Annotated in this window: 8 protein-coding genes; 6 read left to right on the top strand and 2 right to left on the bottom strand. The window is 63.3% G+C overall.

Features of this window, described 5'->3' with window-relative positions; genetic code table 11:
* Nucleotides 1-6: 6 nt before the first annotated feature.
* Nucleotides 7-4047 (bottom strand): Eco57I restriction-modification methylase domain-containing protein, encoded by a 4041-nt coding sequence (locus ACW2Q0_RS23455; protein ID WP_457193050.1) that lies wholly within the window; start codon nt 4045-4047, stop codon nt 7-9.
* Nucleotides 4044-7298 (bottom strand): DISARM system SNF2-like helicase DrmD, encoded by a 3255-nt coding sequence (gene drmD / locus ACW2Q0_RS23450; RefSeq protein ID WP_457193049.1) that lies wholly within the window; start codon nt 7296-7298, stop codon nt 4044-4046. Before drmD ends, ACW2Q0_RS23455 begins: the two co-directional genes overlap by 4 nt.
* A 153-nt stretch (nt 7299-7451) precedes the next feature.
* Here drmD and ACW2Q0_RS23445 point away from each other — a divergent pair, with 153 nt between their 5' ends.
* From ACW2Q0_RS23445 to ACW2Q0_RS23420, 6 genes are all read left to right on the top strand, one after another.
* Nucleotides 7452-8549 (top strand): helix-turn-helix domain-containing protein, encoded by a 1098-nt coding sequence (locus ACW2Q0_RS23445; RefSeq protein ID WP_457193048.1) that lies wholly within the window; start codon nt 7452-7454, stop codon nt 8547-8549.
* Between the two features lie 2 nt (nt 8550-8551).
* On the top strand, nt 8552-9040 hold the full coding sequence (locus ACW2Q0_RS23440; protein WP_457193047.1) for a hypothetical protein: 489 nt from the start codon (nt 8552-8554) through the stop codon (nt 9038-9040).
* A gap of 157 nt (nt 9041-9197) precedes the next feature.
* Entirely contained in the window at nt 9198-11285 is a 2088-nt protein-coding gene (locus ACW2Q0_RS23435) for a UvrD-helicase domain-containing protein (protein WP_457193046.1), read from the top strand.
* A 10-nt stretch (nt 11286-11295) separates the two neighbouring features.
* Nucleotides 11296-13584, top strand: coding sequence for a GmrSD restriction endonuclease domain-containing protein (locus tag ACW2Q0_RS23430; RefSeq protein ID WP_457193045.1), 2289 nt, complete (start codon nt 11296-11298; stop codon nt 13582-13584).
* A gap of 247 nt (nt 13585-13831) precedes the next feature.
* Nucleotides 13832-14860: a restriction endonuclease gene (locus ACW2Q0_RS23425; RefSeq protein ID WP_457193044.1), complete on the top strand. Its 1029-nt coding sequence runs from the start codon at nt 13832-13834 to the stop codon at nt 14858-14860.
* Between the two features lie 252 nt (nt 14861-15112).
* A complete protein-coding gene (locus ACW2Q0_RS23420; RefSeq protein ID WP_457193043.1) occupies nt 15113-15376 on the top strand; it encodes a hypothetical protein in 264 nt (87 codons plus the stop codon).
* The last annotated feature ends 191 nt before the right edge of the window (nt 15377-15567 follow it).

Raw genomic sequence — 15567 nt, 5'->3', positions numbered from 1 at the left:
GCTCGGTCACTCTTCCTCCTCGAAATCGCCGTCGGGCAATTCAGGTAGCTCACCCTGTTTGGCTGCGCGGCGGCCATTCTCCTCCAGGAGACGGTCAATGATCTCAGCCCTAGCCGTCGGGCAAACGGTCCAACGCTGCACTCTACGATAGGTGAAGAAATTGTGGTCGAGTTCTAAGTTCGTCCAACCGTACGCCGCGCAAACTTCTGCGTCCAATTTAGCATGCAGATTTCGAAGCTGATCAATATCCGAGTCGCAGCCTAAACTAACGAGTGGGTCGTTTATTAAATTGTACAGATCGGTCAGCCCCAGCCTGCGCGCCGTCATGATCTTTCTTCGAGCGGCGCTAAATGTCCTTCCGAGCTCCATTAGTCGCTCGGTCATAGATGGTCGCGGAAAGGTTTCAAAGACACTAGATGGCGTATATCTTGTGGAATTATGTCCGAGCGTCGAACCGTAAGTAACCGCCCATATCTGATGGACGGATGAACAAAGCACTGCCTCGTCTGCATAAGAGTCTGTTGCGAATACGACAGTCGCATCGCTCGGCAACAGGCTGGATGTCACCCTCAATGGCATTACTGCCTTGCTGTGCCTAACTATGACCAGAATTTCATCGAGACTCGCGATGGCAGTCTGCATAGCAGGTCTAGTTCGATGAAACTGCCACCACGGGGTTCGGCGGACCTCTTCTGATTTAGTCTTGCGTTCAGGCTCAACCTCCTGCAGCGCTCGACTGTACGGCAGGTGATACGACTTTGCTACCTGCTCGGAAGCTGTCCCAAAGTTGATAATCCAGCGAGACGGCGAGCTGTCCGGTCGAGAGCTTAGGTCCTCGCCGTTCAAGAATGGATACAATACTTCCGAGTTTCTCTCGTCGCTCCGAATCCATGCGCCCGCCTCTCCTGGCGATATTATGAACCCCGCGCCGTAGGGCTCCACCCCTTTAAATGCGATACCGATATTCTCCGCTAGTCTAAGTGGAAGTTGTTTGTTTCTGCCTGCAGGCTCAAGCTGTGTAGATATTCTAGGTACGACCACACCATCGGCTACGCGAAGCACTTCGGTTGATATAGGACGATTCGTTCCCCAAACTGCCGAATACTCGGTCTTGGCATGCACTGTCGGCCAGCGTTCGCTCTGAACTGACCTCAAAATGGTGAACCCCGCCGCGTTCATCTGGTCCAGTCCAACTTCCCGAGTCTTACCCTGAGCAACCGAATCAGTGGCGATTAGGCCGATAACTCCACTTCGCCCAACGAGCGTGTGGGCACGAAGAAAGAAGTATGCAACGAGGTCTGCCTTTCCCTTCTTTCCGCCCGCAATTACATCGACAAGCCATGAGCGCATGTTCGATCCGAATGCATCGGCTTGTTTATATTCGCCGAGGAATGGCGGGTTCCCGATAATCGCATCGAATCCCCCCTTTATCATGACGTCGGGAACGGCAAGAATCCAGTGGAGTGGTTTCCATCGCGTGTAGTCGGTGACCACAGTCGGGGTAAGTCCTTCGTCCAGAATCCGAGTCAGCATCGCTGTGTCGCCGGACTCACCATTGACGGGATACGCGTCGGCGACCGCGACACCCAGATTCTCGTAAGCGGCGGTCAATGCACGACCGCGTTTGCCACCATGGATCAGGCCAGCGGCGACGACTCCGTCGGCGATAGTGCGCAGCTGTCCGACGAGGTTCTGATAATCCTTCCACTGTCGGCGTTTGGTGGTCGTCGCGCGTTGCGGATCCCGATCGTCGACCTCCGACGCCAGCGAGCGGCGCAACTGTGCCGCCGCTGCCAGGGTCCCATCCACGTCGATGTCGAACAGTGAGTCATGCAACTGACCTGCGACCTGGTGAGGGTAGACGTGCCGCGCCTTCAACTGCCGGACATCGGTAAGCCCGAGCAGCGAATTACCGTGCAGTACTTTGTCATCCACGAAAGAGAACGGCAGCTTCGGATCCAGTGACACCAGCCACAACGACAGCTTGCACATCTCCACCGCCATCGCGTTGATGTCGGCCCCGTACAAGCAGTGCGCCACCACCTCACGGAGGGCGTGCAGCTGGATCTCATACGGTGTCCCGACGACGCTCCGGTCCTGCTGCCATGCCTCGACCAGTCGCGCCGCGAGATAGCGTGCTGCGGCTACGAGAAATGCTCCTGAGCCGCAAGCGATATCGGCGATCTTGAGATCGAGGATCGCTTCCGGCCGAATCAGCTTCCACTCACCCTGATCGGCAGTCTGATGCGGTCCTGGCGAATACACCAGCGGTTCCAGCGCGTACCGCACCACTTCTTCCGCCAGTGACCGCGGCGTGTAATGCGCGCCGGCGGATGCCCGGGAGGCCGTCTCCACCACCACCACGCCACCGGGCAACACCACGTACGGCTTGTTCCGCAGGTCGCGCCGGATGATGCCGATGAACGGCCGGAGCCGGTTTCGTAGCTCCTCGTGCCGGGCTACCGACAGCAACGCCCGCTCGGCGTCCTCCACCTCACCCGCGCCACGAATCGTCTTGGCGAGAACAGTTTTCGAGACGGCCTTCGCGGCGGGCTGGTCCTTCTTCGCCCACGCGATGATCGCGTCGGCCAGCTTCGCCGGATCGGAATGCCGCGTCGCCAACTCCTCCAGCGTGGCAAGCGGAATCTCCGGCTCGGCCCCCTTGGCCCCGATCAGCCCGACCGTGATCTCCTCGACCGTTTCCGTCGAATACCCCAACAGGCCTTCGTAGATGTACCCGATCTGCTCGACGTCGATGTCGCGGAAGGAGATACGCCGCGCATCCTGTCCGCGTGGGGTCGCCACCTGCACCGACCGCAGCACCTCCAGCATCACCCGGTCGGAGACGCTGATCGCCAGCGCACCGGACGCGCTCAGAGCGGTGAGGAATCCGAACCGGTCCGGGTCGAACAGCGACCCACCGTAGGACGGGATGCGGATGTCCTCGAAGGAGGCGCCCCGGTACAGCGCGTTCGAGGTGGCGAGCAGCCGATGCCAGGTGTGGAAAGTGCCGTCGAGTGCTTCGCTGCCCTCCAGCTCCTTCCGCCGGTCCAGCTCGTCCAGTTGGTCGCTGAGGCCGTACCCGAGGGTGAACAGCTCACCCTGCGGCAGCAACCCACGCTCCTCGGCGAACAGCAGGAATACCACCCGCATCATCACCGTCACCGCCGCCTCGTACACCAAGGACTTCCGCTTTGGGAGCGGATCTTCCAGTCCCTCGAAGACTTCGGCCAGCGCCGCCTCGGACATGGCCTGCACCAGCAGTTCCACCGCCTGACGCACCTGCACACCGAGCGCCTCGGTGATCTCCTCGGCGGCGGCGACCGACTCCCCGAAGAGCTCGGTCAGCCGGTCCTCGGCCTTACCGCCGACCAGGCAGCGCCGCTGCAGCAGTTCGACGAACGCGTTGCGGGTCTGCGGCTCTTCGATCCACGTCTGCGCGTTGACGATGCCAGAGGCGACCATGGTGTCCGGGCGGGCGGACACAATTGCCCACCATCGACCGTCGGTGACCACACCGATGCGCACGTCGGAGGCACGCAGCAGCTCTTCCATCCGGTCGATCGCATTGGCCGCCCACCCGTCGTCGAGCGGATCCCGCAGCGACGACACCGGATCGGTGACCAGTACCAGCGCCCCGGTCATGTCACCGCGGACGAGTGCTCCGCTGGCGGTGACCGTGACCTGGTGGTTCGGGGACTTCACCGCGACAGCGCTGCCCGCGGTGTACATCTGCCCCCACCCGAGTACATCTCGCAGCACGGTGTCGACCCAGCTATCCCTGGCGGTTCGATACCGCTCCAGAACTGCCTCGTTCTCCCGGTCGGAATCCCATTCCTCCCAGGCCTTCTCGAATGCGGGCTTGGCCTCACGCAGAACGGCGAGTGCATCCGCGTTCATCGCGGGCATGCCGTTTTCCCAGACCCGCTTCAAGGCAGGGATCGACAGGAACGGACCGTCGGCGTCGACCAGCTCCAGCCACTCGCGGTGCAGGTCGGCCCCGGTGGAGCTGCTGCGGCGACGGGACTTCTTCGGTGCGGTGGTCATCGCTGCAGAGCTCCGGGTTCGGCGTCGGCGGGGGTCAGGGCGAACACGACGGCCGCCACCGACACGTAGGGCTTGATATCGGCGTAACGCTCACCGACGGCGGTGATTTCGCGCTGCTCTTCCTCATCGAGGTTGTCGCGGCGCTGCTGCATCACGTCGATATCGCGACGCAACTGCCTGCGCTGATCATCAGTGAAGAATTGAAGTTCCAGTTCGGCTTGCTGGTCGCGTAGCCGTTTCAGAGAGTCGTCCAGGTTGTGCCGGAACGCGGCGTAGATCTCGCGGGTGCGGCTTGCGTCCGCGGCGTGGCGCTCCTGCAGGGCCTTGGCCACGTCCTCCTGCTTGATCTCGGCGCGGCGGTTCATCGCATTCAGCAACCGGCTCTGCAGTCGCGAACCCTCGACATTCCACAGTTTGGCCAGCGTCGAACGAACCTGCGGGGAAGCCAGTTTCAGATCCATGTGGTCGAGCGTGGCCTCGAGCAGGTCCTCGACCTTCCGCTCGGCCATGTCGTTACCACGGATACGGATGCCGGTGAGAAACACCTCCTCGTGCAGCCGCAGGCCACCGCGGCCCACCAGCACCAGGCGCGACACTACTGCCACACACGACTGCGACAGATCCTCGACGACAACCGCGGTCACCCGGCTCACCTCCGAGCTGCCGCCGAGCAACTTGCTGCGCAGGATTCGCGCCGATCGCTGCACGAGACCGTGGCCGAGGTGCACGTGGACAAGGACGTCGCGGTTCTTCGCGATGCGGTCGTCGAAGGTCACCGGGCGCCAGATGCCGGGTGCGAGGTGGGTGTCCAGTCCACGCAGCGCCGGCTGCCATGCGTCACTCAGGCCGGGAATGTCGAAGACCTGGCCATTGCCGGGTTCGTTCGGAGGATCCAGGGAGTCCGGCTCCTCGATGTCGAAGATTTGCTCGATGTCGGGGTCGATCGTCTCGATCAGGGTCGGCTGTGCGGTCAGCTCCAAGGCGGTGTCGACCACGCGGCGCAGGTTCGCCGGGGTGATGTGCATTCGGTCCTTGGTTTCGGTGTAGCTGTTCGCCAACTCGGTGAGGCGCCGGTTCAGTTCCCGGCTGCCGGCCATCACGGTCGAGATAGCGGCGGCGCCGTCGTCGGGAGCTGACTTCTTACGCCCGCCACGCCTTTTCGCGACGGTCGGGCTGAAATGCTGCTGCACGTCGTCATCGATCACCTGGTTGACGGAACCGAGGTCGCTATGGACCGTGCCAACCTTCTCCGCGATGCGGCGCAGGAAGTCCTGGTCGGCACCGAATGTGCTGGACGTGCGGTCCGGTGCGAACTGGTAGATCAACGGCGTCTGCTGCTGACCGTAGCGATCGATGCGGCCGATGCGCTGCTCGAGCCTAGACGGGTTGAACGGGATGTCGTAGTTCACCAGCCGGTGGCATCGGGCCTGGAGATCGATGCCCTCACCCGCGGAGTCGGTGGCCAGGAGCACACGGACTAGTTCCTTGCTCGGGTCGGCGCTGAACCGCGCCCGGATTTTCTCCCGTTCTTCGGTGTCGGTGGAACCCTGGATCACCGCTAGACAGTCCTTGTAGCCGCGCTGTTCGAGCACGCCTTTGATCCACTCCAGGGTCGCGGCGTATTCGGTGAACACCACCACGCGCTCGTTGGACCAGAGCTTGCCGTCCGGTCGGCAGACGCTGTCGAGGAACTGCACGAGCGCTTTCAGCTTCGAGTCGGGGCGGTGCTCGAAACCGTTGCCCCAGTTGATCAGTCCGGTGATCTCCTGCGGTGTCGCGGCACTCAGCGGGTCCGATCCTTTGCTGCGGCGCAGCGCCGAGAATTCCGGCTGCTCGGTCTTGCCTTCTTCCTCGTCGGATTGACCGCTGCCGAGCACCTCCTGGTAGTACTCGTCGTCATCGTCGTCCATGGTCGGCAGGCGTCCCGAGGAACCGGCTTCTTCGTAGCGTTGCAGGGTGAGCGCGAACGACCAAGGGCTGGAGAGGAAACGCTTCTTCAACAGCATCGCGACGATGTCGCCGGAGCGGCCACGGCCATTGCGGCGGGCGCTCTCGGCAAGGATGCGGTCCAGCAGACTGAACCTGTCCTGCTCGTCGTCGTCGGGGGTGAAGGGGATGGGCTCCAGTTTGCGGGTCTTGAAGTTCTTCTCCGGGATGTCGGTCTTGAGCCGGCGGACCGCGACATCTTTCAGCGCGGTTTCGTCGAGGACTACTCCGCGGGTGAACCGGCGGCCGTCGATCATCTCCAGCAGCGCGGTGAACGACTCGGAATACCCGTTGTGCGGAGTCGCCGACAGGAACAGGCGGTGCTCACAGCGCTGGGCGAGTTCCCGCGTGGCGATCGTGCGGTTGCTGTCGACTGCGTAACCGCGTCGGCCGCCCACCGCGGTCGGGCTCGCCGGGGCGACATGGTGCGCCTCATCGACCACCAGCACATCGAAGGAGTACCGGCGGGCGGTGGACGCCTTGCCGGCCGAGGCGTACACCTCGCGCAGCATCTGCTGAGCGCGCAGCGACGGCAGCCACGCCATACTGACGATGACCCGCGGGAACAGCCGGAACGGGTTGGCATTGAGGCCGTGGCTGCGCCGGACCCGGCGAATCAGATCGCTGTTGACGATGGTGAAGTCCAGGCCGAACTTCTCCCGCATCTCGTCCTGCCATTTCAATGCCAGGCTGGGCGGGCAGACGATGATCACCGAGCGGGCGCGGTGCCGCAGCAGCAGTTCCTGCACCACCAGCCCGGCCTCGATGGTCTTGCCCAAGCCGACGTCGTCGGCGAGCAGCAGGTTTGTCCGGGCGGACTGCAGGGCGCGGCGCAGCGGCTCCAGCTGGTAGGCCTCGACGTTGGCGCCACTGCGGTAGGGGGACTGGAAAGCGTCGGCATCCGCGGAGGTGACCGCGCCCCAACGGACCGCGTCGACGAATGCTGCGAGGCGGTTGGGGTCGTCGAAGCTCTCCGCGCCGATCTGCTCCGGCAGGCCCTGGTCGGGGGCGACCGTGTGACCGACCTCGAGCTCCCACACCACCTCCAGCTCGTCGCCGAGCCGGTCTTCAGCCAGTGACTGCAACCCCACTACATGGGTCAGCCGGGGGTCGCCCTCGTCGGCGGGACTGCGGGGGAGACCTTGCTGCCGGACATCGGTAACCGCCCAGGTCGAACCGCGGACAGTGACGATCTGGCCCGGTTCCGGCACCGGCGGGAGTGTGCGCGGATCGGCAGCGGGGTGGTGTGGGCTCGCGATCGTCATCCTCGGTCAACCTTCCGTACTTCCAACTGCGCTCACTGGGGTGGCGGCCCAGCCGACCTCAACAATGCAGGTCGCTGAGTGAGTCGAACACGCCGGACACCATAGTGGACCGGTTTTTCGATTATCGCAAGCCATCTGGAGTACCATCCCCCTGTGTCGAGCATTCCAGATCGTGTCCGGGAGACAATCCAGGAGTCGGGTCTGAGCCAGCGTGAGTTCGGCCTGCAGATCGGGCTGGACGATTCGAAGCTGTCGAAATCCCTGCGCGGGACCCGTCGGTTCTCATCTGTCGATCTGGCGCGGATCGCCGAGCTGTGCAACGTCTCCGTCGACTGGCTGGTCACGGGCGAGGACACCCAGGTCGCTGTGGCGGCCCGAACGACCGGCGGCACCGCCGGAACCGCGCTCGAGATCGCCAAGCGCTACGGCACATTGCGTACCGATATGGCGAGTCTCGGATATACCCAGCCATGGAGCGGGTCATCGAACCTGTCCGAGGCCGGGTCATTTCAAGCGCAGGGCATTCGGCTGGCGGATGCTGCGTCGAAACGCTTAGCGGTGAAGGGGAGCTCCGTACTGCAGCCGGACTTGGCCGCGGCAATCGAATCGGCATTCGGCGTGGATGTTGCCGTGGTGGCACTCGATCAGGATTTCGACGGACTTGCGGTGTCCTACCCCGATGTCAAGCTGATCATCTTGGCTGCCAGCACAATTCCGGCGCGACAAAGGTTCACGCTCGCGCACGAGTTGGGTCATCTGCTGGCAGGCGACGATCAAGGCGTCCACCTGGACGAGGACGTTTTCAGCAAAGCGCAGAAGCGTGACGGTAGCGAGATCCGTGCGAATTCCTTTGCTGCGGCGTTTCTCATGCCTGAGGAAACATTGCGAGAGCGATTGATACCGGCGAAATTCAGTGAGGAATCTTTCGCCGGTCTCGCCTTCGAACTGATGGTGACACCGTCGGCTTTGGCATTCCGCTTGCTCGAGCTGCATTTGATCGATGCCGGCTTGTGCGACCGGTTCAAGCGCCTCACCGCGGCCAAGGCCGCGAACATCGTTGGGCGCGGTGTCGAGTTCGGTGAGCGTGTCGTAGCGGCCAGCACACCCCGGGCGCCTGGTCTGCTGGTCAGAGACACCTACGCGGCATACGACACGGGTGCCGCGACGCTACGTCCATATGCCAACCTGCTCGACATCAACGTCGAGCAGCTGAGAGAGTCGTTGGAGTCCGACAGAGGGGCCCAGCGGTAGTCGTGAGCGAGTTCCTATTTCTCGACAGCGCTGTTTTCGGCAACTTCGTGAGGGCGGATCGCCTGGATCTGTTGAAGTCGATTCTCGGCACCCGAGGCGTGTGGACTTCCGCTGTGGAATACGAGGTTTCGCGGACGCTGCCTGTCAAAGCTCAGGTCACCCTCAGCGGATACATGGGTGAACCTGTCGATATCGATGATCCGGCCGAGATCTGCGAAGTCCATCGACTGCGGCGCGTCGTGTTCGGCGGAGCCGAAACGCGGTCGCTGCAAAACCTCGGCGAAGCCGAGACCTGCTTCCTGCTCACCAAGCGCAAGGAGTTCGCCGGATCCAGGTGGATCACGGACAACCCGGAGGTGCTGCGGTACGCCCAACATCGTGGCGTTGCCACCGGTCAGACTCGCCAACTGATGTCCGAAGCGGTGCTCAACGGGGAGATCGCGCCGGACCAGGCACGCGACATCCTGATCAGGATGCGCAGCCGGAGCTGATCTTTCAGGCCGGCTGGCCTCTCATCTACACGGCCGGACTCGGGTGACTCGTCGATGCTAGCCTTGTTCGGTCTGGTGGCTGGGGCATAGCTGCCGGGCTGTGTTGGATCGGAGGCGCATCAGCGCCGGAAACGTCGGTTTTGCCGAGGGGGGTCGTGTGGCGAAACTGGTGATCGACAAGGACTTTCTGCTCGACCTCGGCGCGCTGGAAGCGTCCGTGCAGCGCAATGTGCGAGATGTTTTCGCCAAGTTCGCGGCGAGCACCCACACCGGACTGCACCTGGAGAAGCTCCGCACCGCCTGCAACAATCGATATCGATCTATTCGCATCAACCAGTCGATGCGCGGCATCGTGCTGGCGCCGGCTTCCGGCGATACGTATGTCCTGCTGAAGGTGCTTCCGCACGACGATGCTTATGCCTGGGCCGCCCGTCGCGATGTCTCGGTCAATCCCGCATTCGGTGTCGTCGAGATCTGGGATGGCGTCGGCGCCGCCGAAACCCTGGCCGCCTTGCCGGAATCGACACAGTCCGAGGCGACGCTGTTGTTCGCCGGATTCGACGACGCAGTGCTCCGCAGGCTGGGCATCGACGACCGGGTTCTGAAGGTCGCCCGATCTCTCACCGACAAGGTGCAGTTGGAGGCGGTGAAGGAGTTCCTGCCCGGTACCCAGTGGGAGGTCTTGTCCGGTCTCGCCGAGGGATTCACCCCGGACCAGGTCTGGGAACTGCTAGCTGCCGAGCTGACCGCCGAGCCGATCGACCCCGACGATCTGGACGCCGCCATCGCGCGCAGCGGCCACCGGCTGGTCACTGTCGACGGGCCTGAGGAATTGCTCGCAATTCTCGAGCGCCCGCTGGATTTCTGGCGTGTATACCTGCACCCCACCCAGCGAGCGATCGCCGATGCCGCCCACCGCGGTCCCGCCCGCGTGACAGGTGGCCCCGGAACCGGCAAGACGGTCGTCGCGCTGCACCGGGCCCATGCCCTTGCGAAGCGCAACGAGGGGCGTGTGCTGCTGACCACCTTCACCTCAACGCTGACCGATATTCTCCAAACCGGACTCAACCTGCTGATCGAGAATGAGCGCGTCCGACGGCGAATCGAGGTCGTAAACGTCGACAAGCTTGCCAACAAGATCTTCCGCGAGCATCGCAAACCGCCGCATATCCTGTCGTCGTCAGAGGAGCGGCAGATCTGGGCAGCGGTCGTCGAAGATCTGGAACTGCCTTTCACGCCCGGCTTCCTCGGCGACGAATGGCGAGAGGTAGTGCTGGCTCAGCGAATCCAATCAGCTGATCAGTATCTTGCTGCCAAGCGCCGCGGCCGCGGCAGGGCGATGAATGCGCAGGCGAAAGCCGGTGTTTGGCTGGCGATCTCGGACTTCGAGCGGCGACTCACCGAGACCAAGCAGTGGACCCATGAGACCATCTGCCGCGAAGCTGTCCGCATCATGGAGACGGTCGAAGATCCCATGTATCGACATGTCCTCGTCGACGAAGCGCAGGACCTCAGTCCTGATCAGTGGCGGCTACTGCGGGCCTGCGTGCTGCCCGGAGCCGACGATTTGTTCCTCGCCGGTGACACCCACCAGCGCATCTACCAGAACCGGGTGACTTTGAAGGACGTCGGGATCCACGTCGCCGGGCGGTCCACTCGGCTGACCGTCAACTACCGCACCACTGCGGAGATCCTCCGCTGGAGTTTGGAGCTGCTGCGGGGTGAGCGCATCGACGACATGGACGAGGGGCTGGACTCCATCGCCGGTTGCCGTTCCGACCTGCATGGACGCGATCCGGTCGTACGAGGATTCGACTCCCTCGAGGACGAACTGTCCAACCTGGTCGAGCTGGTGCATGGCTGGATCGAACATGGCGCCGCGCCCGACGAGATCGGAATCGCAATCCGCGCCAACGATCTCGGCGCCAAAGTTCGGGCAGCGCTGCGGCACGCCGACATTCCATTCATCGATCTGTCCACAGCGACCGCGGGTGGCGTCGGCGTCGGCACTATGCACCGGATGAAGGGACTCGAATTCCGTTACTTGGCGGTGCTGGGCGTCGGAGACACGCAGGTGCCTGCCCCTGCCGCAATCACCTCGGTGGCGGAAGACCCGCACGCCCATCAGCGCGACTTGCAGCGCGAACGCTGTCTGCTGTTCGTCGCCTGCACCCGCGCTCGCGAGGAACTGGTCGTAACGTGGCATGGCGCCCCGAGCGACCTACTTCCGGAAGTCCGAATCTAGAAAGGTCGTCGTGACTCGCCTGGCCAACCTGCTCGAACAGATCGACGCCGGCACTGTGCTCCTTCCAGAGTTCCAGCGCGGCTACGTGTGGAACCGCGACCAGGTTCGCGGGCTCCTACGCTCGCTGTACCTGGAGCACCCAGTGGGTGGTCTGCTGTTCTGGGAGACCGACTCCGACGACATCTCGTACCGGGGTGATTCCCGCACCGCCGCGGGGCCGCGACGGCTGCTGCTCGACGGACAGCAGCGGGTGACCACCATATACGGGGTCGTGCGAGGGACCCCGCCGCCGTTCTTCGAGGGCGACCCGAAGGCGTTCAGCGCGCTGCACTTCGATGTCGAAAACGAGGTGTTCGAGTTCTACTCGGCGGCGAAGATGAAAGACAACCCGTTCTGGGTTGACGTCACGGAGTTGTTCGAGCGTGGACCAATGGCATACCTCCGGCGATTCTCTCCCGACACCCATCCGCAAGTCGACGACGCGCAGCTCGTCGTCTACCTCGACCGGCTCAACAAGCTCCGGGAGATCACCAGGCTGTCGTTGAACGAGGAGAAGATCACCGACTCCGGCCGAACTGTCGATGATGTCGTCGAAATCTTCAACCGCGTGAACTCGGGCGGCACGAAGCTGTCGAAAGGCGACCTGGCCCTGGCGAGTCTGTGCGCGCGGCGGCCCGAAGCGCGGCAAGAACTCCGCGCGAACCTGGACCGATGGAACCAGCTGGGATACGGCTTCAGCCTGGATTGGCTGCTGCGCAACGTCACCGCCGTCGCGAGTGGACGCTCGGTGTTCGACGCGCTCGGCAAAGTGACACCAGAGGATTTCGAGCGTGCGCTGCGGTCCGCTGCCAGGCATATCGACACCTTCCTCGATGCGGTCTCTACCCGCCTCGGACTAGACCATGCCCAGGTGCTGATGGCGCCGGCCGCGCTGCACGTAGCGTCCCGACTGCTCGAGCTCAACGGTGGCCGGTTCGACAACGATGCCCACCGTGATCGTGTCCTCTACTGGTACATCCACGCCGCGCTGTGGGGCCGGTACACCGGTTCGGCAGAGACCGCGCTACAACAGGATTACGAGGCCGCCACTCGGGGCGGCGTCGACGCCCTCATCAAGAATCTAGAGCGCACCCGCGGTGGCAAACTCACCATTCGCCCCGATGACTTCACCGGCACCAATCGTGGCGCCCGATTCTACCCACTGCTCTACACGTTGACCCGCGCCTGCGGAGCCCGCGACCTCAGCAGCGGGCTGGAGTTGCGGGCCGAGAATCTGGGCCAGCAGGCCGCATTGGACATCCACCGTCTGTTCCCGAACGAGGAACTGCGCAAGGCCGGATACGAACGCGGCCATATCCAGAACCTGGCCAACTTCTGCATCCTTCCCGCGAATACGGTCGACGTGCTGAAGAAGCGCGCGCCGACCGACTACCTTGCCGAGGTCGAGAGGGACCAGCCTGGCGTCCTCGAATCACAGTGGATCCCAACAGATCCCAAGCTGTGGCGGGTTGAGAATTATCTGGAATTCCTCCAGGCTCGCCGCGAACTCGTCACTGCGGCAGCACAAAAGTTCCTCGAAAGCCTACTTTCCGGCGACGCGCCCGGTACGAACTTGAAGCCGATTCGGGTCCGCGACGAGAGCGAGAACCCCGCCATCGCCCGCCTTCGTACTGCGGTCGAGGACCTGGCCGATCGAGGATTCGTCAGGCCGAAGTTCGAAGTCGAGGTCACCGACCCACGCACCCGGCGCGAGCTCGTGGTCGCCGACGCGTTGTGGCCGGACGGCCTGCAGCCGGGAATCGGAGACCCGGTGGTCCTGATACACGACGGCAACGACGTCGATCTGACCCGGTTGACGCTACTCGGTTACCAGGTCTTCACCTCCCTGGACGAGCTGCTCGCCTACGCCAATCGGGGAAGCGAGACGATAGAGGAGGCACCCGAGCCGGAATACGCTGATCCCGAACCTGTCGAATCGATGGTGGCGGTTGCTGCGGCCGATGTCACTGCCGAGTTCACCAAGACGGTCAACGAGGCGATCGCCCGAGCAATCAACGAAACCGGATACCGACCGGGGCAGTTTCGTCGGATGGTCGCCGAGATGGGAGCTGTTGCCACCGCGCGAAAGCTGCTGGCTACCAAACAACTCTCCGAGGGTTTCTCCACCTTGTGGGAGTTCGAGCGCTTGGATCTGACGGTGGAAGCCGCAGTGCTCGATGAGCGGTTCGCGGAACTGTTCACCGATCAGGAGCGCGAGACGGCGCGGTTCAGGCTTCAGCAGTTCGGGTTTGGGGGATAGATCCTGGCTGGCGGCGGGCCCGCCACAAATAACTTCGGTCCACTCGGAGCTGTGTTCCTGTGACCCCGACCGTCCGGGCGGGACGAGATTTGTCGGTCCGAGTGTCTAGGTGGGGCAGTGGAGCTGCGTCTGGCACATACTCGCGCCAACCGCTACATAACTATCCTCGCCCATCAGCGGACAGCCCCTCCTCCAGTAGCCTCCACCTCGCCGAATCAGTAACTGCCAGAACAGGAATAGCATCACCATGCCCAACGTGTGGGGTATCCACAACGACTCGCTGACCACCGAACTCATCGACGGCGGCTTCGTCAGCGTCGGCTGGGACGAGATTACGGACCTCCGTAAAGTCGGTGTCTCCCGCGAAAAGCTGAAGGCTGCCCTGGCTGCGACGTACCCTGAGGACAAACCCAGGGCAATCGCGGGATGGGCGGGGGTTCTGCTACGACTTGCCGACGAGATCAAAGTGGGCGATGTTGTGGTTGCTCCGTACCGCCCCGACAGCACGATCAACATCGGGATCGTCACCGGCCCGTATGAGTTCGCTACGGACGCCCCGAAGCACCGGCATCGCCGTGCCGTGAGCTGGAAGAAGCTCGGACTATCTCGAACGGACTTCTCGCAGGCGGCGCTGTATGAAATCGGGTCGCTACTGACGGTCTTCGGGGTTCGTAAGCATGCCGACGAATTTCTCGCCGCGCTGCAGGCGGTGGGCGAGGCAGACCTGATGCGGGCAACACAGCGTGCTGCCCTCTTGGAAGTCGAAGAGGATGACGGTGCGGCCGACGAACCGCGGGCGTCGCGCATCGAACGCCACACACGCGATTTCGTACTCGAATCACTCAAACATGACCTCTCGCACCAGGAGTTCGAAGAGTTCACCGCCGATCTGCTTCGCGCGATGGGCTACCAGGCGCGGGCGACCGCCTACTCCCAGGACGGTGGGGTCGATGTGATTGCACACCGCGACCCGCTGGGTATCGAACCTCCGCTGATCAAGGTGCAGTGCAAGCACATGACCAGCACTATCGGCGCACCAGACGTGCAGCAGCTCATCGGCACCCAGGCGCCCAATGAGTTGAGTCTGTTCGTCACGCTCGGCGCATACAGCCGAGAGGCGCAAGCCATCGAACGTGTCCGGCAGGGCCTCAGGCTGATCAACGGTGAGGAACTGGTCGACCTGGTCCTTCGCAACTACCCGAATCTGGCGCAGAAATGGCGATTGCGAATCCCGCTCAGGCCGGTCCTCGTCGTGGACGATTCCGCCGGACTGTAGTTCAGTGACGGACGCGCGGTAGCGCAGCTCAACCTTCCCGGGTTATCAAGGCAACCCCGATCGTCTCGCGTCCGATTCGGCTCCGGTGACGACGACCCACTCAGCCTCTGTTGCCGTCCCGAGTGATCCCCGCTGCCCTCGCGTGCGAACAATCCCCGGCTCCGCCGCGTGCGGTGCGCGACGAAAGCTTCGCTTCCACCGTGACAGACGTGATGCACCAACGCGAGCCGCACTGGTGCGGTGTACACCGTCGTGGCGCTGACGGTCACCGCCCAACATGGCCAAGCATTCCGAATCGCCGAACAGCGCCTGATCACCGCTGGTGGCCGCGCCCAGGGGCCCGATGCGTCCGCAATCATCGAAATCAACCCGTTCCGCAACGGCGTCGACCAGATCGATCCCGGCGCCACCCGCACGATCCGGCTGGCTTTCTTGCCCGGCAAGGATGAGAACGATGAGAATGCCGACGTCGCGAGCCAACTGGTCCCGCACACGGCCCGTCGTCTCCCGGCGTGACTGTGCCGGTCGGCTAGCCGCGGGTCGTCCGATATCGACGCATCGGTACTACCTGGAGCCGGACGGTGGCGGTAGTCGGTCTGCTCGCCCGCGTGCGATGAACGGGTCTACCAGAGGGAATCGGAGTGGTCGGTGGTGCCGTGGTCGGTTTGCTGTCCCGTCCCGTCCGTCCGCATGTTCCGTTTTCAAAG

Source organism: Nocardia citri, from assembly GCF_054065835.1.
The sequence above is the reverse complement of the archived record's forward strand: the minus strand, read 5'-3'. Positions and strand labels throughout refer to the sequence as shown.